This is a genomic window from Pseudomonas bubulae (assembly GCF_037023725.1).
Taxonomy (GTDB): domain Bacteria; phylum Pseudomonadota; class Gammaproteobacteria; order Pseudomonadales; family Pseudomonadaceae; genus Aquipseudomonas; species Aquipseudomonas bubulae.
In genome coordinates this window covers 2584131-2607511 of sequence record NZ_CP146077.1, presented here as the reverse complement: position 1 = coordinate 2607511, position 23381 = coordinate 2584131, and the positions used below count along the sequence as shown (strand labels likewise).

Annotated in this window: 20 protein-coding genes; 3 read left to right on the top strand and 17 right to left on the bottom strand. The window is 57.0% G+C overall.

The window, feature by feature from the left end; genetic code table 11:
* Nucleotides 1-92: 92 nt before the first annotated feature.
* The 9 genes from V6L81_RS12135 to bcsQ are packed head-to-tail and all read right to left on the bottom strand — an operon-like array spanning nt 93 to nt 14727.
* Nucleotides 93-1229 carry an alginate O-acetyltransferase AlgX-related protein gene (locus V6L81_RS12135; protein ID WP_338659954.1) on the bottom strand — a complete coding sequence of 379 codons (1137 nt, stop codon included), beginning with the start codon at nt 1227-1229 and terminating at the stop codon, nt 93-95.
* A gap of 11 nt (nt 1230-1240) precedes the next feature.
* A complete protein-coding gene (locus V6L81_RS12130) occupies nt 1241-2656 on the bottom strand; it encodes an MBOAT family O-acyltransferase (RefSeq protein WP_338659953.1) in 1416 nt (471 codons plus the stop codon).
* A gap of 18 nt (nt 2657-2674) precedes the next feature.
* Complete coding sequence (locus tag V6L81_RS12125; protein ID WP_338659952.1) at nt 2675-3337, bottom strand: alginate O-acetyltransferase AlgF; 663 nt, start codon at nt 3335-3337, stop codon at nt 2675-2677.
* Complete coding sequence (locus V6L81_RS12120; RefSeq protein WP_095025060.1) at nt 3334-4002, bottom strand: SGNH/GDSL hydrolase family protein; 669 nt, start codon at nt 4000-4002, stop codon at nt 3334-3336. The genes V6L81_RS12125 and V6L81_RS12120 overlap by 4 nt, the downstream gene beginning before the upstream one ends.
* A gap of 17 nt (nt 4003-4019) precedes the next feature.
* On the bottom strand, nt 4020-7940 hold the full coding sequence (locus tag V6L81_RS12115) for a cellulose synthase subunit BcsC-related outer membrane protein (protein WP_338659951.1): 3921 nt from the start codon (nt 7938-7940) through the stop codon (nt 4020-4022).
* On the bottom strand, nt 7916-9154 hold the full coding sequence (gene bcsZ, locus V6L81_RS12110; RefSeq protein WP_095026984.1) for a cellulose synthase complex periplasmic endoglucanase BcsZ: 1239 nt from the start codon (nt 9152-9154) through the stop codon (nt 7916-7918). The genes V6L81_RS12115 and bcsZ overlap by 25 nt, the downstream gene beginning before the upstream one ends.
* Nucleotides 9155-9160: 6 nt before the next feature.
* Nucleotides 9161-11428, bottom strand: a complete 2268-nt coding sequence (bcsB, locus tag V6L81_RS12105; protein WP_338659950.1) for a cellulose biosynthesis cyclic di-GMP-binding regulatory protein BcsB — start codon at nt 11426-11428, stop codon at nt 9161-9163.
* Nucleotides 11428-13587, bottom strand: coding sequence for a UDP-forming cellulose synthase catalytic subunit (gene bcsA / locus V6L81_RS12100; protein ID WP_338660686.1), 2160 nt, complete (start codon nt 13585-13587; stop codon nt 11428-11430). The genes bcsB and bcsA overlap by 1 nt, the downstream gene beginning before the upstream one ends.
* Nucleotides 13588-13647: 60 nt before the next feature.
* The gene (bcsQ, locus tag V6L81_RS12095; RefSeq protein WP_095021181.1) at nt 13648-14727 is read right to left on the bottom strand and encodes a cellulose biosynthesis protein BcsQ; all 1080 of its coding nucleotides are present in this window, start codon (nt 14725-14727) and stop codon (nt 13648-13650) included.
* Nucleotides 14728-15276: 549 nt separating this feature from the next.
* Here bcsQ and V6L81_RS12090 point away from each other — a divergent pair.
* Nucleotides 15277-15483 (top strand): hypothetical protein, encoded by a 207-nt coding sequence (locus V6L81_RS12090; RefSeq protein ID WP_095002319.1) that lies wholly within the window; start codon nt 15277-15279, stop codon nt 15481-15483.
* Between the two features lie 72 nt (nt 15484-15555).
* On the opposite strand, the gene V6L81_RS12085 is transcribed toward V6L81_RS12090, so the two are convergent.
* The 7 genes from V6L81_RS12085 to V6L81_RS12055 form a co-directional block, all read right to left on the bottom strand.
* Nucleotides 15556-16224 carry a DUF3313 domain-containing protein gene (locus tag V6L81_RS12085; RefSeq protein WP_095002318.1) on the bottom strand — a complete coding sequence of 223 codons (669 nt, stop codon included), beginning with the start codon at nt 16222-16224 and terminating at the stop codon, nt 15556-15558.
* 245 nt (nt 16225-16469) lie between these two features.
* On the bottom strand, nt 16470-16697 hold the full coding sequence (locus tag V6L81_RS12080) for a hypothetical protein (protein ID WP_095002317.1): 228 nt from the start codon (nt 16695-16697) through the stop codon (nt 16470-16472).
* 430 nt (nt 16698-17127) lie between these two features.
* Complete coding sequence (locus tag V6L81_RS12075) at nt 17128-17643, bottom strand: ATP-binding protein (protein WP_095025055.1); 516 nt, start codon at nt 17641-17643, stop codon at nt 17128-17130.
* Nucleotides 17644-17926: 283 nt separating this feature from the next.
* Entirely contained in the window at nt 17927-18121 is a 195-nt protein-coding gene (locus V6L81_RS12070; RefSeq protein WP_095018804.1) for a hypothetical protein, read from the bottom strand.
* Nucleotides 18118-18849 carry a zeta toxin family protein gene (locus V6L81_RS12065; protein WP_095025103.1) on the bottom strand — a complete coding sequence of 244 codons (732 nt, stop codon included), beginning with the start codon at nt 18847-18849 and terminating at the stop codon, nt 18118-18120. The genes V6L81_RS12070 and V6L81_RS12065 overlap by 4 nt, the downstream gene beginning before the upstream one ends.
* Before the next feature lie 161 nt (nt 18850-19010).
* On the bottom strand, nt 19011-19385 hold the full coding sequence (locus V6L81_RS12060) for a tautomerase family protein (RefSeq protein ID WP_095002315.1): 375 nt from the start codon (nt 19383-19385) through the stop codon (nt 19011-19013).
* 6 nt (nt 19386-19391) lie between these two features.
* Nucleotides 19392-19727: a carboxymuconolactone decarboxylase family protein gene (locus V6L81_RS12055; protein WP_338659949.1), complete on the bottom strand. Its 336-nt coding sequence runs from the start codon at nt 19725-19727 to the stop codon at nt 19392-19394.
* A gap of 108 nt (nt 19728-19835) precedes the next feature.
* Here V6L81_RS12055 and V6L81_RS12050 point away from each other — a divergent pair, with 108 nt between their 5' ends.
* Nucleotides 19836-20723, top strand: coding sequence for a LysR substrate-binding domain-containing protein (locus V6L81_RS12050; protein ID WP_338659948.1), 888 nt, complete (start codon nt 19836-19838; stop codon nt 20721-20723).
* A 71-nt stretch (nt 20724-20794) separates the two neighbouring features.
* Nucleotides 20795-21400, top strand: coding sequence for a hypothetical protein (locus tag V6L81_RS12045; protein ID WP_095024247.1), 606 nt, complete (start codon nt 20795-20797; stop codon nt 21398-21400).
* 891 nt (nt 21401-22291) lie between these two features.
* Here V6L81_RS12045 and V6L81_RS12040 read toward each other — a convergent pair.
* The gene (locus V6L81_RS12040; protein ID WP_095018799.1) at nt 22292-23188 is read right to left on the bottom strand and encodes an EcsC family protein; all 897 of its coding nucleotides are present in this window, start codon (nt 23186-23188) and stop codon (nt 22292-22294) included.
* Nucleotides 23189-23381 lie beyond the last annotated feature (193 nt).

Here is a 23381-nt window from a genome sequence, read left to right as displayed (position 1 = left end):
GCGAGTCGGGTTTACCTGGCACACCGCAGTGCCTGATTTTGCGGCGACTGCGTCGCCGGACGCAGCCTCGTTCCTGCGGCAGTTGCTACGGGTTACAGTTTTATTGGCTCGCTGTAAGGCGTCTGCAAATCACGCTCGGGGATTTCCCAGATCACCAGTTTGGGCGGTGTCTGCACGAATGCAGGGTTGCTGAAGTAGCCATTGGCACCACCGGAGAACTCGCCACCGTCCTTGGAAAAGTCACCTATCGGTGCGCCAAGGGCCTGTTGCAGAAACTCGGCAAAGTTGGAGTTGCGCGAGAACGATGTGCCGATCAAGGCAACGTTGGGCAGGTTGTCATCGCCAAACAGATCATCCAGGTTGTCAGCATCCCTTTGGGATAAATCGGCTTTCTCACTGAACCGGCTGGCCGCCACCGATTCTACTGCGGGTTGCAACCCCACTGGCAACCATTCAAGACCGGCCAGTCGCACCAGATCTCCCGGGCGACGCGCCGGGTCTTGCCGGGCAATTTCATAAAGCTTGTGCGGCGTGGCGCTGATCCCCATTGCCTGTACCTGCACGGCAATGGCCATGGCCGCCGCCGAGGCCCCGGCTTCACTCCAGTGGGTATCAGTGCGCAGATAGGCATCGCTGCCCACAGACTGAAGAACTGGCGCGAGATCCACAGCGCTCACCCCTGCCTTGTTCAATCCCTCAACCCAGGCTTCGGCGCGATGTTGCAACTGCACCGGGCGGCGTAAATCACAGAGTTGCGCACTGGCAATCCGGCTCTTGTCCGGCACCACGGCCACCAGCAGTTCAATACCCCGTCTGGCCAGTTGCTGCTGGATATCGCGCACCGCTGCAGCCTTGGTTTGAGCATTAACCTGAGCATGACGGTTGATACGCATTTCATCGGTCAAAAACAGCCAGCCCGCACAGCCCGGACGCACCCGCGCGCCGGTGTCGTGGAACAGCAACCAGCTGGCGCCACGCTCCAGATCGGCCGCCTTTTGTGCAACGCCGGACTCGGACAACTGCTTGGCAATTCTGTGGGTCACCTCGCCATGCAGCACCGCATCACGGCTCAGGTCGGGGGCAAGCATCTGTATTTTGCCGCTGGCAAACAACCACAGGGACGAGGCAAAGCTCGCCGCCAGAAACAGCACAAACACTGCACCGCCAAATCTGCTCACACGGGCAGTGAATTCAGTGGCTACAGCCGGTTTGGGCGATGACGAGGACATGGGCGCGACCATCAGAACTGGAAGTACAGAAAGGGCACCGCTTCGCGGCTCGCTATCAAGGCGAACGACAGCAGAAAACCCGCGACTGGCCACAGCGCCGCCATCGGCGCAAACCAGAATTGCGCACCAAAACGCTCTTCATACCGGTGCTTGAACAGCGGCGCGATGATGCACGCCACCCCCAGCAATGCCGCCAGGCCGTGAGCCGAGCGCAGGGTCACGGACAGCGCGTCGCCCAGGGCAAACTCGTGCAAACCCAACTGACCGGCGTACATATTCAGGGCTGAAGCAAAATCCTGAGCGCGGAACAAGGTCCAGGCCATAAACACAAACAGCAGCGTCAATGTATGTGACAACCATGACGGAATGCTCGGCAGGCTGGAACGCGACCACAACCGGTCCACACACAGCGCAATACCGTGGGCCGCGCCCCATAGCAGGTAGTTCCAGCTGTCACCGCCATGCCACAGCCCCGCAATGGCCATGGTCAGGAACAGGTTGCGATAGGTTTTCCAGGCACCGTTGCGGTTGCCGCCCAGGGCGATATAAAGATAGTCCCGCAGCCAGCTGGACAACGACATGTGCCAGCGCCGCCAGAAGTCCTGAATGCTGCTGGCCAGATACGGCTGGTTGAAGTTTTCCGGGAAATGAAAACCCAGCATCAGGCCCAGGCCAATGGCCATGGCGCTATAGCCTGCAAAGTCGAAAAACAGTTGCAGCGAGTACGCCAGGCAGCCGATCCAGGCGTCGACAAAAGAAGGGTTGTCGAGGTGAAACGCAACATCCACCAGCGGCGACAGGGTGTCGGCAACCAGCACTTTCATGCACATGCCGATCATGAAACGGCGCGCACCCAGGGAGAAATTCTGCCAGTCGAAATAACGTTGGGTGAGTTCGCGACGCACCCAGTCATAACGAATGATCGGCCCCGCAATCGAGTGGCCGAACATCGAGATATAGGTGGCGTAATTGATGAAGCTGCGCTCCACCGGCACGGTGTGGCGATGTACATCCACCAGATAGGAAATCGCCTGCAGCACGATAAACGACAGCCCGGCGGGCAGCGCCACCCGCTGCCATTCCAGCGGCATCGCCCCCGGATACGTGATCCAGTCAATCCAGGTCGCGGCCAGGATATTGGCGTACTTGTACCAGCACAGCACCGCCGTGTTGAACACGATCAGCGCGATCAACAGCCGCACCCTGCCCCGGGAGTCCTCTCGGCTGCGATCGATGAGCAACCCGCCAAGCCATGCCACGACCGTCAATGCCACATGCAACGCGAGGAACATCGGGTTCAACCAGCCATAGAACAGCCAGCTGCCGATCAACAGAATCACGTTGCGCCACTGCGGCTTGCCCAGGGCGTAGACCAGCATAAAGGCCGGTAAAAACAGCGTCAGGAACTCGAGTGAGGCGAAGACCATGGTGGCAGCAGAATCCGATCAGTGGGAGAGCGTGTCCGTGGTACTCAACAAACGCGGCCCGCTGGCAGATGGCAGCAGCAGCACGCTGTAGCGTTCGCCAGCCTTGAGTGCGCCCAGGTCCAACGGCGCACCGGTGTTGGCGTTGGCACATACCAGTTGCACTGACAGGTTTACCGGGTTGATTGAACGTCGCTGCAGACTGGCGAACGGTACCGCCTTGAACAGATCGCCCGTGCGCCCGGCAGGACGCAGACTGGCATCGCTGCAGGAGTTGTCGACATTGACAAACGCCAGCGAAGCCTTGAGGCCGTTGAAGTCATCCGGTGTTTCGCGCACGGCGACTTGTTCGATCCCGTCGCCTTGCGGCACCACCACAATGGTCGCGAACTCACCCGGCTCGACCTTGAGGTCCAGGGCCAACTGGTGCGCTCCACTGGCCAGCGAGCCCTTGACGGCCTTGCCCGAATCCACCGGGAACAACAATGAAGCAGGCGCTGCCGTTTCAAGGCGCAACGGTGGTTGCCCAGGCTGGCCCATTACGTCCAGAGGGGTAGCGGTGGCGTTGACGAAGCGGATAAAGGCGGCGTCCTGATCGGGGCCAGTGGGGTACAGCGCAACGTCGGCAGCCAGCGCATGCGCGCTGCAAAACAACACTGCCGCGCTCAATACAGCTCGGATCACTTGTTTGCACCCTTGGCACTGACCGCTTCAGGGGGCAGCTTGCCCAATGCATCACCGATGGCGTTGGCCCAGGATTTGTAACCCGCTACAGTAAAATGCTGGCCGTCAGTGGTCACCCACTGCCCCGGCTTGGAAAACTCCAGCGAATCGATGTAAGTACAAGGTGCAACATTGGTCGCCAGGAACGCAGATATCAGCTTGGTGCGGGCATCGTTCTTCTTGTACATGCCACCTTCCTTGCCCCACGCCGGGCCTACCCAGGCGCACTTGGCGCCATTGGCGGTAATTTCCTTGGCCAGGGCAGACACGTTTTGCCACGCCCACGCCTTGGGAAACACCGGCTTGTCGTAAGAGGCCATAGTGTCTGCAATCACCAGCACCACCAGATCCGGTTTATCCGCTGCAAGCAACTCCTTGATCGGCGTAGTGGTCGCGTCACGCCCCCTGATCACAATTTTACCGTTACCCTTTTCTTCGGCTCCACAATCGACTTTTTTGGTAATCAACCAATCGCCGGCACCGGCACCGCACGCGCCAATCGAGTGCACATTTGCGCCCTGCTGGGTCAGGTTGGCGTGCAGCGGCTCCATCAAACAGTTAGGCAGGCTCATGTGGCTTTCCCCTAGAACAAGAAGGGTCATACCGGCAAGAACGGAAGAAGGCATTTAAAGTCTCCAGGACATCAATTGGAATAAGGCGAACTGTATGGGCTGACCGGCAGCTCCATAGGGCCATTCATATTTTCAAACATATAGCGCAGGTACATCGCCCCGGTGATTTGCTGGTAGTCCTGAGCATTATCCAGACCCAAATTGGCCCCCAGGAAAACGCTCGACCCGAACTTGTACTCACCGGCAGCGGCCAGGCTGTAACCGACGCCAGTCTTGCTCTCGCCGGAGTAGCGCTGGTCGTTGGTGGCCTGCATGTCCTTGTCACCGGGGAAGTAGTCGGCACCGGCCTGATGGGTGTACTGAACGCCCACCGAGCCCTTGACCTGGTAGCTGAAGCGATCGGTGCGCTGCGACCAGGCCACCGGCACGCCCAGGGCAAAGTAGCTTTGCGGGCTGAAGTAGCCGCCGTGGCCATAAGTAAAGAAGTTCTGGTTGTTCTCAAAACTCATGCCGGTAGCGCTCAGACCCAGGGTCAGCTTGCTGTCCTCGGTGTTTTGCAAATACCAATACACTCCACCGCCCAGTTCGGCACGGCTGTTGGATTCGACGTTATGACCCAGCAGCTTGTGCCAGGCGCCGTAGCCATAGGCGCCGACAGCCTGATTGTCATAGCTCAGCTGACCACGGCCGCCGTTAGCCGTTACGCCACCCCACGTCTGCCCGGTGCGCTCATCAGTGGTACCGGCGAATGACGTTACGCTGTCGATCACCGGGCGGCGTGAAACATTGACGCCATAACGCACATTGGAATTGCTGGCGAGCGGGCGATCGACACTCACGCCACCGGCCACGGTGCTGTATTGAAAGCCGATCGGCGTGGTACCGAGGTCGGCCTTGATGCCTTCATCCGGGCGAGCGTAGCCAACGCTCACACCCACACCACTCTCACGCTGGGCGCCAATCCCCTCGGTTGACTCTTTGCCACTACCAAAGCGTTCGGCGGCATAAACACCCACCCTACCCGCATTCAGGGACACCGGTGTCACACGTACGGCGATACGGTTGTCACCCGCCGGAAAGTTAATTTCCAGCGGTGTTTCGATATCGGTCATTTTGCCAAGGCCAGGCTCACTGTCGTTGTTGCGAATAGTGACGCCCTGGGTCACGTAGGCACTGCGCTCCTGGAGGATACTGTCCAGCGCACGCTGGGCCGAACTGGCTTGGTCCACCGCCACATTGACCGTGCCTTGGGGTAAAAATGGATTAGCCCCGGCACCAGCATTACGTCCCACCGGCAAGGTGCCATTGCCTGTCCTGGAAGGCAGGGGTTGCCCCGGGTAGACATCGCTGGCCAACAGCGCATTGTCGTCTGCCATATAAGCGCTCGAATCGAGCGTGGTTTGGGCGGGCGCGGGAATCGCATCGATGGCCCCACGCCCCATCTGATTGGCTGGGCCCGACAAGCCGGCGAACGGGTTCGGCGCAACGCCAGATACGCCGGCCTGAGCCGTAAGGTTGCGTTTTTTCTCGGTTTGCTCGATGTCCACGGCCTTGCGCAACAGGTGCGCAGCCTGAGCGCTCTTGCCCATGCTGCGGTAGATTCGTGCCGCTTCGGTCAAAGACTGCGGGTCGTAGTTTTGCAGTTTCACAAACTGCTCCAGCGCACGCTCGGCGTAGCCGTTATCTCGGGCCAGAACCGCAGCGTCCGCGGCATTGAGGAGGATTTGCGGATCGTTGGGCTGACGTTGCAGCAAAGGCTTGTACAGCTCAAACGCCTTGGCGTTATTGCCGCTGCTGACGTACATCCGCGCCAGCGCCGAAGTCGCACCGGCGTCCCCAGGCCGCGATGCCAGCGCCGGTGCCAGAGTGTCATAAGCGCCCGCCAGGTCACCGCCTTCACGCAGCAGATCGGCCTGACGAATGCGGTACTGATACAGCAGGTCGTCGAAACGTTTGCGTGTGGCAACGCTCATTCGCTGGTTTTGCAGGCCGCGCAGGATCGAGTTGACCTGGGCATCATTACCCGTCTTGAGCAGCAGATTGGCGTACTGCAACATCAAGTCGGCGGAAGGTGTCGGTGTCTGGTTGATCACATCGCGCATCATGGTCAACGCTCGCGTGGAATCTCCTGTGTCCACATAAGCCGAGGCCAGCGTTGCCATACGATCCGGACTGCGGCTCGCCATCGGTTGCAACCGGTCGAGCAATGCCAGGGCTTCCTGACGCTGGCCACGCTTGGCCATGGTGGCAGCGAGCTTGACCTGCACCGTCAGCATGATCTGATCCGCCAAATCGTTCATATCTGCGGTGCGACGACCCACTGGAATCCGGCTTATGGCAGCCTGGGCAGCGTCCCACTGTTCCATTTCCACTGAGAGCAGAGCACTGGTATAGAGGGCGTCAACATCTGTCGGATGAGCTTTGAGGTAGCTGTCGATCAGAACGCGGGCTTTTTGCGGCTCACCGGTTTTCAGGTAAAGGCGGGCGAGATCAAAACGGGTCCAGACGTTGTCCGGGTCATCTTTGACCGCTTGCACCAAAGCTTGTTGCGCGCCCCGGGTATCGCCACGCTGCTCGGCCAATGCCGCAGCCTGCGTGGAGCGCAGCGCACGCAGTCGACCGCCACCGCCCATTTCGGCCTGCTGGGCCGGGGTCAGGGTATCTAGCAGGCGCAAGGCCTCATCGGCCTGCCCCGCTTGCGACAGAACATTGACCAGCCCTTGTACGGCCTGAGCATTGTCCTTCTGCACACTCAGCACCTGACGGTAACTGGCTTGAGCCTCATCGAGCTGACCGTTCTGAGCCTGAATATCCGCGAGGGCCAAACGTGCCTCGATGCCCCTGGGGTTCACTCGCATTGCCTGGGCAATGCTTTCCCGGGCCTTGGCGGGCTGGCTCTTGGCCTGGTTGCGCGCCTGTTGCAGCAAAGCCCAGTAGCGCACGTTATCCAGCGCCGGCTTCCAGCGCGAGCCGCCGTTGCCGATAGCGCGGTTCAAAAGTTGCTCAGCTTCGCTCAGACGGTCCTGTTGCTGACGCACCACACCGAGCCCACCCAAAGCATCAGGATCATTCGCCTTGTTTTTCAAGCGTGCGGCAAAGGCTTGCTCGGCACCCGCCTGATCACCTTTATCCAACGCCTTGAGCCCACGCTCGACCAGCGGATCAGGTTGCCAGGCCGGTACACGGTCTGCAGTGCTGGCTTTCAATTTACCTTTGTTCAGCAGGTCACGAATTTCCTGATCATCTGGATGAGCCTTTAAAAAGGCTTCGAACAACGGCACCTGGGCAGCACTCGGCGGACCGGACCAGACCAGCGCCAGACGCCAGCTTTCATCAGCGTCACCGCCGATGTCGGGCCGGGTCGATAGCTTGGCCAGATTACGGATACCTTCAGGGCGACTGTCTTCGTAACGAATCAGTTGCTTGGCCAGAAACAGCGCCAGAGTCGAGTCGTTGGGCGTCTCGCGCAGCAAGCGCTCCATGCCTTTTCGCGCTTCTGGCCAACCTGCAGGATTGAACGCCAGGTTGTTGTAATACTCACGTCCCACCGTGCCTGACGGTGTGCGACCGGCAAACAGTTTGGCAAACACCTGAGTCGCCTCATCTCGCTGATCGCTATCGACCAGACGTCGGGCCTCATCCAGCAGTGCTTTGTTCTGCGTCTCAGTCAGGGCAATATCCTGTTCCAGCTGCGCCGCCAGCCACGGTCGGGGCGACAGGGCCTGCAAACGCTCCAGGTATTGCCTGGCTTGCTCGGGCTTGTTCTGTTTGAGGCTGGCAAAGCCCATACCATAAAGGGCATCCACTTGATTGGGGTCCAGACGCAAGACTTTTTCCCAGGCCTCGGCCGCCCGTTGTGCATTGGCGCGGCCTTGCCAGTACTGACCCTGTTCGACCAGCCGCGCTTGCACGTCGCTGGTATCGGCGTGGACGGCTGTGCCGATGACTGCGGTTAGAATCCCGATAGCTAGTGCGTGGCGGTGCGGACGCATGACGTCTCCCAAGACAGTTTGAGTGTTCCGTCATCACGAAACTGAAAGCGGTTTTCTGCCCAGCCGAGTGCGAACAGGCTAAGCATGACGTTGTAATACAAAGGCTCGGTACGTTCGCCATCGGCCTGCCCCAGCGCCTTCGTGAGGGCTAGCTCGGTTCGACGCTGCTGGGCTTGGGCAAGCCAGGGCTGGCCTTTGGCCTGGAAGTAAGGAATCAGCGCGGCGGAGAAGCCGAACGGCCCCTGCCCCTCTAGCGTACCGCTCCTGACCTGGACCTTTTCCGGTGGAATGCCAGTGGAAGCCGTGCTGTTCGCCATGCCCTCCAGTCGCGCCAGCAACGGTGCTGCCAGCACATCGGATTTGGGCGTCATGCCTGCCCACAGGTAAACGCGAATCGCGTCGTAACTGCCCAGTTCGCCATTAACCGGATCGACCACGAACAGACCGCTGTTCGGCCCGGTGGCACGATAGCCGATCCAGTCGGCAACATAGCCCTTGGGGCTGGAAGCCTTGACCATTTTCACGGTGTTTTCGGCAATTTCTTTCCACGGCCCGGCCGGTGCCTGCATGGCCAGCCGCCGCAGCAACGGCAGCGGCAGATAGCTGGGATTCAAGCGCCACAGGTGATCGGGCTGCACAAAGCCTTGAGGCCCGGGCAACACCATTTTGCCCAGACCGGGCAAGCTCACGACCAGTTGGCTCTGAATGTTTTCAAGCAGATGCAAGGCTGCCTCGCGGTAGTCCGGGCGCTGCCACAGACGTGCCGCTTCGAGCAACGAATAGGCAATCCACAAGTCCGAATCGGACGCTGAATTGGCGTCCTGCAATTGCCACGTCCCGTCCTTGCCCTGCCCCCACAACCAGCCTGGCAAACGCGTGCTCACGTCGGCGCCAGCCATATTGGCCAGGGTCCATTGCCATAACCTGTCAAAGCGCGCCTGATCATTGCCGATCAATGCAAATAACATCCCGTAGGACTGACCTTCGGAAGAGCTTTGGTTGAGCTGTGGGCTGGACTCCAGCATACGGCCGTCAGCCTGTACAAAGCGCGAAGCGTAGGCTTGCCACAGCGGCCAGTCGGCTTTTTGGCACCTGGTGTCCTTGGCCATCGCGGGGGCCAGGGCGATACCTGCCAGAGCGCCTGCCAACCACAGCAGCGCACGATGCAGGCGCCGCGGTGAGGAATTAAAACGTTTGATCGCGAAGAACCCCATGAGCCGTCAGTTACCTAGTCGTTTGTTGGCGCGTGCGCGCAGTGCCAGATAAGCCAGACCACTGAGCAAAATCACCCCCAGACCGGTCAGCAGCAGGGACAGGACCACATGGCGCGACATCAACCATTGCAGGTACTTGATAGGCCCCAGGCTGCCAACGTAGTACTGCTCGTCCGCCACCAGAGGCTCGATGTTTTTACCGCGTACCACCACCAGACTGCCCTGGATCGAATGGGTGTAATCCTCACCTCCGATCAGTGCATTTGTGGCATCGGCCAGACCTTGCGGTTGACCACTGGCAATAACCACAACACTGCGCCCTTTTTTAAGCGGCGATTCGAAACCGGTCAGGTAAGTGCTACGCGCGCCACCGGAAAACGCCATCGCCAACCGCGTCTTGCGAATATTGGCTTCAGGATCGGGGCTAAACCAGTCACGTAGCCGCATCGGCAAGTCAGATAAATGAAAGCTCTGCTGGCCTTCGCCATCGTTAGCGGGCAGGCGATCGGCCCAATGTGTCAGCAAAGGCTGATTGGCACCGGACGCCAGCACCAGCAAGTCCTTGTCCGCAGCGCCCGCCACCTGATCCGCCTGAATCACCTGTACGCCAGTAGCCGGGTAGCCGGTGGACTGGCCAAATCGGCCGAGCAGTGTGAGGTAGGCATTCAAATCAGCAACCCCGGCATCATCCGGCAACACCACGGCGGTTTGCGACAGGTCAGCCATACGGGTAAACGGAAAGCCGGAATCCTTGAACACGCCCAGGTTGGGCATGGCGATAAAGTGGTCGTAGCCGCTCAAATCAAGGGTCGACTCGGGATCAATCGCACCGCGCATATTGTCAATGATGATGTCGTTACATTGGCCCTGCTTGATGTAATCGAACATATAGCGCAACTGCAGGCGGGACTGCAGGGCCACCGAGTTCAGGGGCAGCAACACATTGGTTTCGCGGTCAAGGCTGTCGTCTGACTTCAGTGTTCTGAGCACACTGCTGTCGAGCCTGTCCCGGGACAGCAGGTTCTGCGACTGAATCAGCGCGTCATTAAAACTGATAATGAACGACGAATTGTAGGACTTCTCTTGCGGCGTATAGCGGTATTTAAGATTCAGCGGCGCGCCTTCGTTACGCCAGGTAAACAAATCCGGCGGAAAATTCAACGGCACGGTGATGTCACCCGGGTTGTAGCCGGACACCGCCAGTTGCTTGGCCTGCATCAACTCACCAATCTTTACCGGGCGATCACTGGGCAACCAGTTCGGCGCGTCATAGGGCTTGCGGGGCTGCACCACCTGCAATCGATCGATCACCACGCTGCTGCCCGACAAGGCCTGGCTGCCCAGTACCAAAGCAGTTGCGGCACTCTTGAGTTCGGCACCGTCGCGACCGCTGACCACCAGCAGCTTGGCATTGACGTCATTCGGATTGGTCATCAAGGTCAGGGTCGGGCCCTTCGCTGGCGGTAGACTAATACTGCCAATCTGCAGCGCATCCGGACCACTGATCAAAACCACCGCACTGCCGCTGGCGGGAATCTGGTTGTAACTCGAGGAAAACCGTGCACCCCGAAAACTGGCTTGGGCGCCAAACCACGACGACAGTGCACCGGCTGCTTCGAGCGTGGCGTTGTCAGGCGCAGAGACGAACACAAACGGCAAATCCAGGGCCCGGGTATCGCGACGATCGAAAAATGGCAACGGCAAGATGGACAGATCATTGGGTAAACCCAAGGGCGATACATCAATGCTCAAGCTGGTGGAGTTGCTGATCTTGGCCCACAGGCTGGTGTGCTGCGGATCTTCGCAACTCATGGTGTAGTGCCCGATAAACTGCAAACTCAGACGGTTGAACTCGGTAATCAGGTGCGCCGGTATGTCGACGACATGCTGTTGCAGTTGCCCGGCTTTGTCCTTGGGCAACGGCAGGCTTGCCGCCACTTCATCGTTGATGATGACGTTGATTTGCGACAGCTCTTCCAGCAATGCCGGCGAGTAGGTGTACTGCAAGTTCAACTTGGCACCCGTCACAATCGAGTCGGCCCGCACATCGAAACTGACACTGTCGCTCGATTCCACACCACGCAGGTTCATCGGATAATTGCGGCCCAACTGTTTGAGGGTCACGGTGTAATTATTGCTACCGGTTGCAGCAACGGCTGGAGCGCTCTCGGCGCAGGCAGCGCCGCTGTTCAAAGCCAGCAAGGCACACGCAATGCGTGCCAGGGCACGACGCGGATCGCGCAAATTGGCGAAGACTGAAGACGTTGAATTCATCACTTATCCTGGATGTTTTCTAGCTTTGATGGGGCGACGCGGCGACGGCGCAGCAAGCTGCGCACTTCCATGAGCGAGGCTTTGAAGAGTTCTTGGATACCGCGAAAACCAATTCGGCTGACTCCGCGCAGGGCCACCAGCGGGGTATCGACCTGCCCGCTACCCCAGGTCGATGCCCAAGTGTCGGCACGGGAAAAGGTGAGACGAACCAGATCACTTTGCTGGCGCAGAGTCAGGGCTTCAAATTGAACGCCGAGCAATTCACCGCGACTGAATACAATCACAGCCGGGAACAGGCTCAAGTGCTGGCTGCGCAATAGCGAAATCTGCACCTGCTCGCCTTGAGGTACGCTGACGCCCTGTGGCAAACGCAAGCCCATGCCTTTTTGCGAAAAGTCCTGGGTAACGCCGTCTATCACACTGCCATCGCCACGGACCAGGCGCACCGGTAATGTGGCAGCAACCCGCGGCTCGGCACGAACCTGCCGGGTTTCACTGGCCACCGCCACGGCGGCACTGGTGATGATCACGTTGTAGAGCGTCCACAACAGGTTGATCAACAGCGTGGTCGTGGCGCCCTCCTCACCCATTACCAGCCGCGCGATCCCGTACGCCATCCCTGCCATGTTAAGGGTCAGCAGCACGATATATGGACGGGCGAGTTTCCAGTCGAAGTACTTCTCGTCAATGATCCCGCCCTTGTCGGTCACGTTGAAACCACCGAACTTGGGGTTGACCAGCGCCACCAGCACCGGGGCCATGATGTACCAGGCCAGTACTGTCTCGTAGACCTCGTTCCAGAACGAATGCCGGTATTGCCCCTGAATGCTGGAGTTGGTGAGGCTGGCATGAAAAATATGCGGCAATGCATAGGCGGCAATCATCAAGCCCGAGGCATGAAAGATTTGCGCATCAAAAAACAGAAAAGCCAGCGGCGCCGTCAAAAACACCAAGCGCGGCAAACCATAGAAGAAATGCAGCATTGCGTTGAGGTAGCACAGGCGCTGGCCCAGGTTCAGGCCCTTGCCGAACAGCGGATTGTCGGTGCGGAAAATCTGCGCCATACCCCGCGCCCAGCGAATACGCTGGCTAATGTGGCGTGAAAGGCTTTCCGTGGCCAGACCCGCTGCCTGCGGTATCGCCAGATAAGCAGTGTTGTAGCCGGCGCGGTTGAGCTTGAGCGCGGTATGGGCATCTTCGGTCACAGTTTCGACCGCCACCCCGCCGACTTCCATCAGCGGCTTGCGACGGATCACTGCGCAAGAGCCACAGAAAAACGTGGCGTTCCACAGGTCGTTGCCGTCCTGCACCAGACCATAAAACAACTCGCCTTCGTTGGGCACCGAACGGAAGGTGTCGAGATTTTTTTCGAACGGGTCGGGCGAAAAGAAAAAGTGCGGCGTTTGCAACATCGCCAGCTTGGGGTCTTTGAGGAACCAGCCAATGCTCACTTGCAAGAAAGAGCGGGTCGGCACGTGGTCGGCATCGAAAAATGCTACGAACTCGCCACTGGTGACCTGCAATGCTTCGTTGAGGTTACCGGCCTTGGCATGACGATTGTTGTCACGGGTGATGTAGTTGACGTTGATCTGCTCGCAGAACTCGCGAAAGTCTTCGCGGCGACCGTCATCGAGCACATGCACGCGCAGCTTGTCCTGTGGCCAGTCAATTGCCTGAGCGGCAAAGATGGTCAGCTTCACGATATCGAGCGTCTCGTTGTATGACGGGATAAACACGTCAACCACTGGCCATTCGCTTGGCGGGCCCTTGAGCAATACCGGCTGGCGCCGCAGCGGCCAGGCCGTTTGCAGGTAGCCGAACACCAGCACCACCAGGGCATAGATTTCGGCCAGCACCAGGCCATAACCGAACGTCATGTCGACCCAGTCGTCGAACCCCAGGGTTTCGGTCAAGCGCCAGTATATATAGCGCAACGAGGCCGTGAGTGACAGGCCGATCATGATCAGGATGGTCAGGCGCCCGGGTATCCTGCGCAGCACCAATGCTGCAACAAAGCAGCCGATGGCAAAGATGCACTGCGCATAGAATTCGAACGGTACGGTAATAATCAGCAGGCCCAAAAGCCCGCAAAACACTGCGGTACCGGCAAGCAGCGCACGGCGTGCCGCAGCCGGCCACTGATCAAGATGATCTGACAGCGACTGGGCCCAACGCTGAAACCGGCTTTGCGCAACCTGGGGGGGGGCTGTTTGACTGACTCATGAAGCTGAGTTCTCGGTTACACGGACGTTCTGCAAAGCAGCCTTAAGGTGTTCGCCAAGCAGTAAAACCCCTTCACCACCTACAGACCGGACGGGCACCGTCAACGGGTTGCGGCCGTAAGCCAAGGCCTCGCCAAAACCGTGATCCTGCTCTACTACCCCCGTCAACTGCGCACCCAGACGGCGCTTGAGCACTTCGAGCATGTCGCGGGAAAACTCGCGCCCGGGCTCAAATTGATTGACCACATAGCTGCGCGCAACGTTGGCTCCCAGCAGACGGTCCATATGCTCCAGGGCAATAAAGCTGGCCGCGTCGGCAGCAGTGACCACCAGCACCTGATCGGCCACATCCAGCGCCTGCTGCAGGTACGCCGAGCGGCCGGTGGGCGTATCGACAATCACCAGGTCATGTGTGCCCAGGTCCATGCGTTCCAGTTGCCGTGCCAGCCAGTGGCGGTCCTGGCTTACTTCGCGCTCCAGGGCACAGCGCTGGTCATCGCTCAACACGCCGTAGGGCAGCACTTGTACATCGTTGAATCCCTGCTGCAGATTGCTGCTCCAGCAGGCGCTGCCGATGCCGGTCACGCCGGATTCAACGCCGAGGTGATGGTGCAGGGCATTTTGCGGATCAAGGTCGATGGCCAGGGTCTTGCCACCCTCCAGACGCAGGCTGCTTGCCAGGCTGGCGGCCAGCGTGGTCTTGCCAACGCCGCCCTTGGCCGAGACCAGCACCACGACACGAGCCTTGCACTGCGGCGTGCGCAATTGTGCCTGCAGGGCCTCGGTTTCGGCCTGACGAGCAAGCGCTACTTCAGCGAGCAAATTACGCAGCGGGATGGCAACGTCGGCAGTGCTCATCAGCGGTGCCGGATCTTCGGCTTTCGCCAATGCCACGCAGACTGGCGCAACCGGTGGCAGAGCAGCAAGTACCGGGGCCGTGACTTCTTCAGGCTCAGAGGCTTTAACTTGAGCTGGCGGCGTATTGGGGTATTCGAACTGACTGTCGAACTCGTGATAACTGTCCGAAGTGGCGCCGAACCTGCTGAACAAGTTCGATATGTCGTCTGTACGACTCATAAGTAGGTTCCTTCCGGACTGAGTATTCACGACGCATGGCCAGCAACAGGGCGTCAAAATAAGCCATCACAATGATATCGTCAATAAATTGAACAAATTTGGATTAATATCGTAATTGCAAGCACAAATAATCAGGCTATTCGCCATTTTATTGACGAATACGGCTATTTTTATTTGGCGCTGCTCGCGTCGCTCTCAACCAATCAACCCAATCCTTTGTAATGACGAGGCTTATACGCGAAGGCCGGAAAGACCGGAAAATGCGCAGGAAATGCACATCAATTAGACGAGTGATCCATTGGCGGACCGACAGACAGCAATTAGCGCGCCATTATGAACAAAGTTGAACGTTACGCAGCGACTAACGGTGCACCGCTGGTCACCCTGATCGGTTCCTCAGATTCATGCCGGTACTTTCGGGCACAACCATGTCTACCAGGCTGTTTTCAGGCCCTTTTCGATGCGCGCCATCAATCCTACCCTAAACTTTAGTTATTACCGGTTACCGGTAGTAACAGGTTTCAAACCCGCAACGATAAGGAGAGCATCATGTCTGAGCACTTCAAAAACCTCCGGGGCGATACCCCCTTTGGTGCTGCCAGTCCGGAAGGCAAACGTGAACTGGCCGTCGCGGCTGCTTTGACCTTGATCCAGTCCAAGGTGCTGAACTCAGCCAGCTCCGGTCAGTTACAGACAGAGATGAATAACCTGAGCAAGTACGCCGATCAGATTCAGGCGGCACTTGAAGTCGTGTGAAGGAGTCAGACAAATCGCAGACAAAAAAAAGCCCGCCTTTCGGCGAGCCCCGGACCAACCCTTGACCGGCTCTCAATGGCGGCTGGACAAGTATTCGCGGCGCATATCAAGCGCCCAGCCATCGAGCACCAGCTTGAAATCATCCAGCGTCATGACCTGAGAATCATTTTCCAGCGCCAACCCTGTCCCCTTGCGCACCACTTGCGCGACCACCTGCTGGTCAGCGGCATCGATCACGGCGATCTCGGTGCTGATTTCACTGTCCTGATCACGCATCCCGACCGCCGTGCTGACCCCAGCGGCGAGCAGGGTCACGGGCAAATACTCATAAAACCGCAGGCCCTGGGTACTAGCCGAGAGCGAGACTATGGCCGGCCTGACAATCAGCGTGCCAGGGCCCGGGGCCGCGACAACCGTCATGACCTTGCCCAGTTCGCGCTTGAGCGCAGCATCGTAATAACCGGTTACGGCCGACAGCGTGGACTGTGGCCCCCGCCCGGTCGGTAGCACCCACGGGTAAAACTGGCTTGGCTCGATATAGACGCCGGTGTAATGGCTGATATCCAGATCAGGGCTTACCCAGGACAGTACGGCCTGCCCGGAAGGCAACTGCTTTTGCGCCAACTGGCTGTAATCGGACAGATAGCCCGAAAACTCTTCGGGCGGGATGGTCTTGCTGGCACAGGCCGCAAGCAAAATGGACAAGGCAGCCAGCAGCGGCAGCGAAAGACTGGTTCGCATGGAGCAGGAATTCCCGGGACGATGTTTTACAGGAGGGTTCTCATCAGCCCCGGGTGCCAGAACGAGCGCGGCGGGACTAATTGCGCACAGCTTGCCTGAACGCAATTGCTGGCAGATGTCCGGTTTGTTTCCGCGAAGCAGGGATATTGCAGAGGTGAAACAAATGGCGGGAATTGATTGAGCCAGCAGTTAATAACCTGAAGCGCAGCGTGGATGACACGCTGCGCAGTTAAAGCACCAGAGGATCAGTCGTCCCTGTCATCACGATCGCGATTGCGGTCATAACGGCGATCATTGTCGCGACGATCGTAGCCGCGGTCATAACCCCGATCATCATGCCCGCGATCGTATCCACGGCCCGAGTCGTAACCTCGATCGTGACCATGCCGCCCCCCGTCGTACCAGACAGGCGCGCAGCCGCCCAGCAGAAAAGCGCCTGAGACGGCCAGGATCAATAGGGTTGTGCGCTTCATTTGAGCGTCCTGAAAGAAAAGGTCATAAATATGACAATAAAAACGACCAATGATTCCTCGACACCCGCGGCTGCTCCCGCCCTCGCAAAGACTGCGTACTGGGGCACACGCCCCTACCTGACCCACCCACTTACGCCTGCTTGGTGTTGGTTAATTGGGGAGCAGAATGACAACCGACGGTGAATAAATCTGCAAAAAGCAGTGCAAGTTGACCTGATCAAGCTTCAATTACAGGTATAGAACCGCACCGAACAACCAGCGCCAACGACAGCCTGTCGCTAACTGCCCGATCCCTCACGGGAGGTCGCATCGGAGTGTGATCCGGGGCTGCCGGCCAGCGCACAAGCGCAGCTGACAAGCATCAGGCAGATCGCACTCCGATGCGGACAGATAACCGGCTCCAGGAGAACCGGGGGCGCATTGAACGCCTTCAGAGCAGACGCGCCCTGGATAAAAGCGTTTCAGTGATCAGCGCCACAGCCTGCGCCTTAGAAGTCAAGGCCGTGTCGATGCTGAATGGAGCAGTGCCCCACGCCTCATATTCATGATCGAGAACAGACTGCCAGGTTGGGGGCGTCAGCCCGGGAATATCGACCTCCCTGGTTTCCACCCGACGCTGGTGCTCGCGCCTGTCAGAACAGATCACCTGAATGTTGACCAAGGGCACATCAGCGCGCTGAGCAATATCACTCCATGCCTGTCGGCTTTCAACGACCGGGTTTACACAGTCGACTATAACCGTGTGGCCAAAACGAAGATTGCTCAGAGCAAGCTCATTGGCGACCATGTAACCGCTCTTGCCCACCTCTTTTGCAAGAACGCCGGCGTTTCGAATCGCCTGTTCGATGGTATCGACCCTTAGGTAGACGGCACCCGCTCTGCCGGCAAGCTCGCTTGCGATAGTCGTTTTTCCGGTGCCTGGAAGGCCGCTGAAGACAATAAGCATTTTATGTCCTTGAATGGGTCTGGTGACTGCCCGTTATACGCAGAAACCGGGCCACTTCAGCATCTACTACCACTCAATCGATAGCGTTGCCTCTACCCGAAGCGTGACCTCTGGGTGGTGCAGATCCGGAGTACTGGTGGGAGCGTCATAAATAGCTGACTCGTAGACACACAGAAGAAAGCTGAGCGCTTTGTGGGTGCGATGGTTTCTCTCGGAGGCAACTGGCAGACTGCCAAATGAAAAAACCCAGCACGAGGGCTGGGTTTAGGACGTCCGGAGAAGGCTATTTGCGTTTCGTGATCAGAAATTCGCCAGACTTAACTGAGCGAATGACATCCTTCTGCTCGTTGATGGCGACATTGGCTGCCATGAGATAGACCGCTCGCCTTTCCTCCACGGAGCCGTGGCGGAAAAACTCAGACATCTTCGAAGAGGCATTCACCTTCGTCGAAGCGACTGCTGCATTTTCGCCTTTCATTGGGGTACTCCGTTCAAAATTCTTTCAAGCTCGAGGTGATCATAGGGCTGGTTGACGAACCCGTCAATTTCACCAGCTGAAAGGTCGATCCCAATGTCTTCATTTCCACCATCGATATCCTTGATGATTACATCTACCTGCAAAGCAGCGTCAAATTCACGCTTAAGCGCGCAAACAGATGCCTTTGCAGCATAGAACTGCCTGACAAACTCTAAACAGGGAATGTTCCTTCCATCTTTTTTCTCCCTTGCAAGCACAAACTCCCATGCAAGTTCTGGCCTCTGGTACACGTAGATAATTTGGGCCGACCTGTTTTCTTTATCAAGAGCGCGGGAGATATTCCGCCTTGCTACATCGAGATTCGCAAGTGTCCCATCCAGCAAAAAAGACTGACGCTGCTGGTAAACCAAGTCCAAAGTGCGCTCAACAAAAGTGGTCACCCCTCGCTGGAAAAGACTGGAGTTAAGCCCCGTGTATTCAGGGAAGTAGCACCGAAAATCATCCGGATCGATTCGTAACGCACACGATCCTCCGGCCTGCATCATTTGAATAAACGCCCTGGACACTTCAGTTTTCCCTGCTCCTGGCGACCCCGCCATAAACACCGAGACGGGGTACTCATCGCACGGATATCGATCCAAGGATGCCAATTCCCGGGCAACGCTAGTTCGATTTAGCTTTGCAAACGCTACGGCGCGCTCAGAAACGGCCTGCTCTTCCCCGGGCATGGTCTCATCCTTAACGAGAACCAAGACTCTACCACCTAATGCTTGGGTCAAGTCATGATAAACCATGCCCCGCGTGATCAAGGGCTGCGTGGCGTTTCACCATTATCTCAGAATTAAAAGATGCACAGCATGGTGGTGCAAATCCCCGCAAGGTCCGCGAGCTAGTTACCCCGACCGCCAGCAAACGACCAATCCTCACTGCCTGTGGTGGTAATTACCACCATGACATCTTCCTCGCTGAGCCCAGTAGCCTCGTTAAGTTTCTCGACCAGAGTGCGGTAGAAATGCTGTTTCGTTTCGACGCTTCGTGAACGGCCAGCGGTGATAGCAATCAACACAAAATCATGACTGCGCGGCCCGCCCAGGTACTCGGGATTGAAAATCAGCTCACCGACATCATGCTGATGGATGACCTGGAAGCGATCTGCGCCAGGCACCTCAAAACTCTCGACCAGAGCGTCATGCACCCCTTGGGATAGCGCCTGCAGATACGCAGCGGACTTTCCGCGATGCAGTGAAATACGTGCAAATGGCATAAATAGTTACCCTTGGCTGGGAGCACGACTGGCTTGCACATCGCGGAGCTGCTTCAGGCCAGAAGCAGCCGTCGGCCAGCCTGAATAGAACGCCAGATGGGTCATGACTTCCTCCAATTCATCATCACTCAAACCGTTGTCCAGCGCTCGACTCAAATGGAACGGCAGTTGCTCCAGCCGGTACATCGCCACTAGCGCAGCCACCGTCACCAGGCTGCGCTCACGGGGTGTCAATTGCGTTCGCTTCCACATATCACCAAACAGGGTATGGTCAGTTAAATCGGCAAACTTTTGCGGGAATCTGCCCACGTGCTCTCGCCCGCTATCCTTAAATGTATTCACGACCTTAATCCCCGAATTACCTTGTCAATCTGGCAAAACTATCAAGTCGCGGTAATTGCGAATATCAGATTTAATAGGAGCAACTGTTCCAAATTTGTGGATTATCCGATGCGCCGTCCAACTTTCGATCTCGCTGTATTGCGCACCTTCGTCACCGGCGTTGAGTTCAACAGCTTTGCCAAGGCTGCGGATTGCCTCGGTCGATCTACGTCCGCAGTGAGCGCTCAATTGAAGAAACTTGAAGAGCAGATGGGCACCCCGGTGTTGGCCAGATCAGGACGTGGCCTGGTCTTGACACCTGTGGGAGAAACCCTGCTCAGCCACGCCCGCCGGCTACTGGAGCTCAACGACGGGATTTTCTTGAGCCTGCATGAAAGCCAGACGACCGGAACCGTTCGCTTCGGAGTTCAAGAAGATTTTGGGGAGCATTTCCTCAGCGACATCCTGCGACGCTTCGTTCAAGCCTACCCAATGGTGAATCTTGAAGTCAGGATTGCGCGAAACGCTGAATTACTTTCAATGGTAGAAAGCACCGGCCTGGACTTGGCCCTAACATGGGACACGGAGCGCAATTCGCCGCTTGCGACGAGACTGGGTGAAACGCCGATGCACTGGATCGGGGCTCGTAACACACGACTGCCAACCATGATGGATGACTCACCGCTGCCATTGATCCTGTTTGATGCGCCGTGCGTGTTGCGCAGTGCCGCCACCCAGGCACTGGATGCGGCGAATATCCCCTGGCGAATCGCCCTGACCAGCCCCAGCGTTGCCGGTATATGGGCCGCCGTTGCTGCTGGATTAGGCTTGACGCTAAGAACCCGCATCGGGCTACCGGGCCATCTCGACATCGTTTCAGGCTTGCCCCCTGTACCACACCTTGGTTACATGATTCATAGCTGTACTGAGGCTCCCACACCAGCCACGCGTGAACTCGCAGCATTGATCAAAGCGAGCCTACAAGAGCCGGCATTCAATTTTGCAGTTTCAAAATAAATTCTTAGCTTGAATCAAGCAGCCCAGACGTCGAACTAGCGGCTTATCGCGCAGCAAATGGAGTTGCCCCTATGAAAAAACACACCTTGTATGCGCTGTTGGTACTGCTCGCGGGATGCAGTACAGGGCCCTATCTGCATCCAGAATCAGCCGTGGGCCAAAACGCCCTCCTCGAGCGTACCTGCCCCGGGCCAAAGGCGGCGATGAGCTATACGCCTCTTTCTGAAGAACTCGACTGGGTTCATGTGCTGGTTTATGCAGCACCGCCGGGTACATCCAGCTGGCCAAGCAACAAGCGCTCAACTGACACGGAACTGCGCCTCTTCGGTCGCCTGTACAAACCGCCTTACCTGCTCAACCTGAACACCCCGGAACAACGCAGCGCTGCGCTCAAACAGACCCCGCCCGACCTTTGGGTGAGTGCCGCATCGCCCATGGTAACCGTGCAACTGGCTACAGGGCAGTCTTATCAGGTCAGCGTTGAACAGCTGGAAACCGGTTTTGATCCGAGGAAAATATTCCACGCGGGCTTCAAGGGAACGCCCTTGGGCAAAGGGGATATGGATGACTTCACCGTAACCTTTCCGGATATTTTCGTGAACGGTGAGAAAGTCCCGATGGCACCTGTCCACTTCAAGAAGCGCGAAGAACGCTACGCACCGGTATTCAACTGCTGAATAACAAATCAAGTAGCGACTCGCTCGCTTTGGGCAAGCAAAGGCCTATGACCACATCCCGGCGAATGAGCGGTCAACCTTTCATGAGACTCGAGCGTTGGGTGCCTGGCTATATGAGTAACAGGGATTTGCTCAGGATGACATTCAGGGTTTGATGGGGCATGCGGATGTGAAGCTGCTGCGCGTTGGTGGTTTGCCCAATGATTGGCCAAACGAGAACAACAAAAAAGGGCCCACCTTTCGGTGAGCCCTTCTAGACCGCCCAGCAGAGCGGATTTTGTTTGGTAGGCGCGATTGGACTCGAACCAACGACCCCCACCATGTCAAGGTTGACTGTTGACCTTTCGTAAACTATTGAAATGTATAGGGTTTACATGTGATTCAGATTGCGTAAAACCGAGACAACTACCCTATAAGAATCAATAACTTAGCACTGTATTTTGCTACAGGTTTAGTGCATTCCCTATGATGACATGTAGTCTATGTTGAGACGCGTCCTTGTGATCTCACTCTGTCTTTAGTGCGAGCAGTCTCGGCATTGCTTTTCAGCGACTAAGATCCAGTAAGTACGAAACTTCTGCAGTGTTCTGCCGAACGAACGTTCATATTTATTACAACGGATCTGCAAACAAGTGAAAAGTCCTTTAAAACCGTGGTTTGGAGCCTCCTTGGCGCTGAAATAATCAGTGATTTTCAACAGCCTACTGCCCGCTTTCTATCTGTGTTTTATCTTGGGCTCTGGCCATAAACCCACCCTCCCTGCAGCTCTCTATTGACAGTAAAACTGCATAGCATTACGCCTATCTAAGCGCATCGCATACCATGCCGGGGATGGGCTCAAACCCATAATTTGCTGATTGCACACCCGGCGATCGACGAAAATTTGAGCTTTCACACCGTTTGCGAAGCTTCTTCGTAATGCGGATCATAGTCGGCCGCAGGTTTTACGGTAACCTCAATTACTTCAGGACCATACTTATGGGCTAAGAAGCGCTCCCGATAAAGGTAGAAGGCTGCGTCGCAGACTTTCATGGTGAAGTAAGCGTTGAAGCCTCCCCCCACAATCGCACCCACCGCAGGAATGGTTTGTGCGAGCTTTGCTTTAGTAAGGCGTATGCCTAAAGATTTAGCAATTTCTTGGATAATCTTTACGAAAACACTTTTTTCCAGCTCCTGCCAAGTTGCCTTCTTTGCAACATCTTGAGAAATTTTGATCAGTTGAGCCATTGCGAGGGCTTTGGAGCTATCGCTTGGGGAGGATGCGAGGCCTAATACGTTGAAAGCGAACAGCCGCTCCTCCTGACGCGAGGTATCAAAACCGTAATACGCAGCATACTCGCCTATAGCACGAAGATTGAGTGTTATTAGCGTAGGGATATCGACCGCCAAGCCAGCTATGCCAACAGCTCCTGCCCCGGCCCCCTCGACTAAAGCAATACCTTTATATTTAGCACCCAAGAAGCCAACGACTTTATCGATTTGCGCCAGATCCAAGTCGTGAATATCCATATGAGTTTTGATTGTACTGTGCCCGTCGCCGCGAAACTCTTCAAAAATAGCTTCTGGCCTTACACTCCATTGAGCCGCGTCGTGGCATACACTCGTTAGGCCCTCGATTGCGCTTTGAATAGTGGAACCAACTACAGGCGTCTTGAACAGAAGGTCACCCGCTTTGTCGAGCGGTTGGTTTATCACCTTTAATGCTTGGCCGAACCAGCCGATGTCCGGCGCCTTCCAGCTGTGAATCTCTTTAAGAGCGTGTTGCTCGTATTTGCTCAGTTTCGGCATGCTGGGTCCTTGAGTTTCGAATCAGTAGGCAATATCAAAACGCCATTATGCCCTGATAAATAAAATTTTTGTTGCAGCTTTCAGGTGGTCGATTTGTGCGATGTCATGTGGATCGACACAGGATGCTGGCAGTCGACGTGAATGCTAGGAAGGTTACGCGTGATTAGCCGCACAGTTTTGAACTCCGACCCAA

Excerpts from the sequence above, each read along its gene's own strand:
- V6L81_RS12040 (WP_095018799.1), bottom strand. The coding sequence starts at position 23,188 with ATGCCGAAACTGAGCAAATACGAGCAACACGCTCTTAAAGAGATTCAC.
- V6L81_RS12075 (WP_095025055.1), bottom strand. The coding sequence starts at position 17,643 with ATGCTTATTGTCTTCAGCGGCCTTCCAGGCACCGGAAAAACGACTATC.
- V6L81_RS12115 (WP_338659951.1), bottom strand. The coding sequence starts at position 7,940 with ATGCGTCCGCACCGCCACGCACTAGCTATCGGGATTCTAACCGCAGTC.
- bcsQ (WP_095021181.1), bottom strand. The coding sequence starts at position 14,727 with ATGAGTCGTACAGACGACATATCGAACTTGTTCAGCAGGTTCGGCGCC.
- V6L81_RS12080 (WP_095002317.1), bottom strand. The coding sequence starts at position 16,697 with ATGAAGCGCACAACCCTATTGATCCTGGCCGTCTCAGGCGCTTTTCTG.
- V6L81_RS12050 (WP_338659948.1), top strand. The coding sequence starts at position 19,836 with ATGCGCCGTCCAACTTTCGATCTCGCTGTATTGCGCACCTTCGTCACC.
- V6L81_RS12060 (WP_095002315.1), bottom strand. The coding sequence starts at position 19,385 with ATGCCATTTGCACGTATTTCACTGCATCGCGGAAAGTCCGCTGCGTAT.
- V6L81_RS12135 (WP_338659954.1), bottom strand. The coding sequence starts at position 1,229 with ATGTCCTCGTCATCGCCCAAACCGGCTGTAGCCACTGAATTCACTGCC.
- V6L81_RS12065 (WP_095025103.1), bottom strand. The coding sequence starts at position 18,849 with ATGCCCGGGGAAGAGCAGGCCGTTTCTGAGCGCGCCGTAGCGTTTGCA.
- V6L81_RS12045 (WP_095024247.1), top strand. The coding sequence starts at position 20,795 with ATGAAAAAACACACCTTGTATGCGCTGTTGGTACTGCTCGCGGGATGC.
- V6L81_RS12070 (WP_095018804.1), bottom strand. The coding sequence starts at position 18,121 with ATGAAAGGCGAAAATGCAGCAGTCGCTTCGACGAAGGTGAATGCCTCT.
- bcsZ (WP_095026984.1), bottom strand. The coding sequence starts at position 9,154 with ATGGGGTTCTTCGCGATCAAACGTTTTAATTCCTCACCGCGGCGCCTG.
- V6L81_RS12085 (WP_095002318.1), bottom strand. The coding sequence starts at position 16,224 with ATGCGAACCAGTCTTTCGCTGCCGCTGCTGGCTGCCTTGTCCATTTTG.
- V6L81_RS12090 (WP_095002319.1), top strand. The coding sequence starts at position 15,277 with ATGTCTGAGCACTTCAAAAACCTCCGGGGCGATACCCCCTTTGGTGCT.
- V6L81_RS12130 (WP_338659953.1), bottom strand. The coding sequence starts at position 2,656 with ATGGTCTTCGCCTCACTCGAGTTCCTGACGCTGTTTTTACCGGCCTTT.
- bcsB (WP_338659950.1), bottom strand. The coding sequence starts at position 11,428 with ATGAATTCAACGTCTTCAGTCTTCGCCAATTTGCGCGATCCGCGTCGT.
- V6L81_RS12120 (WP_095025060.1), bottom strand. The coding sequence starts at position 4,002 with ATGCCTTCTTCCGTTCTTGCCGGTATGACCCTTCTTGTTCTAGGGGAA.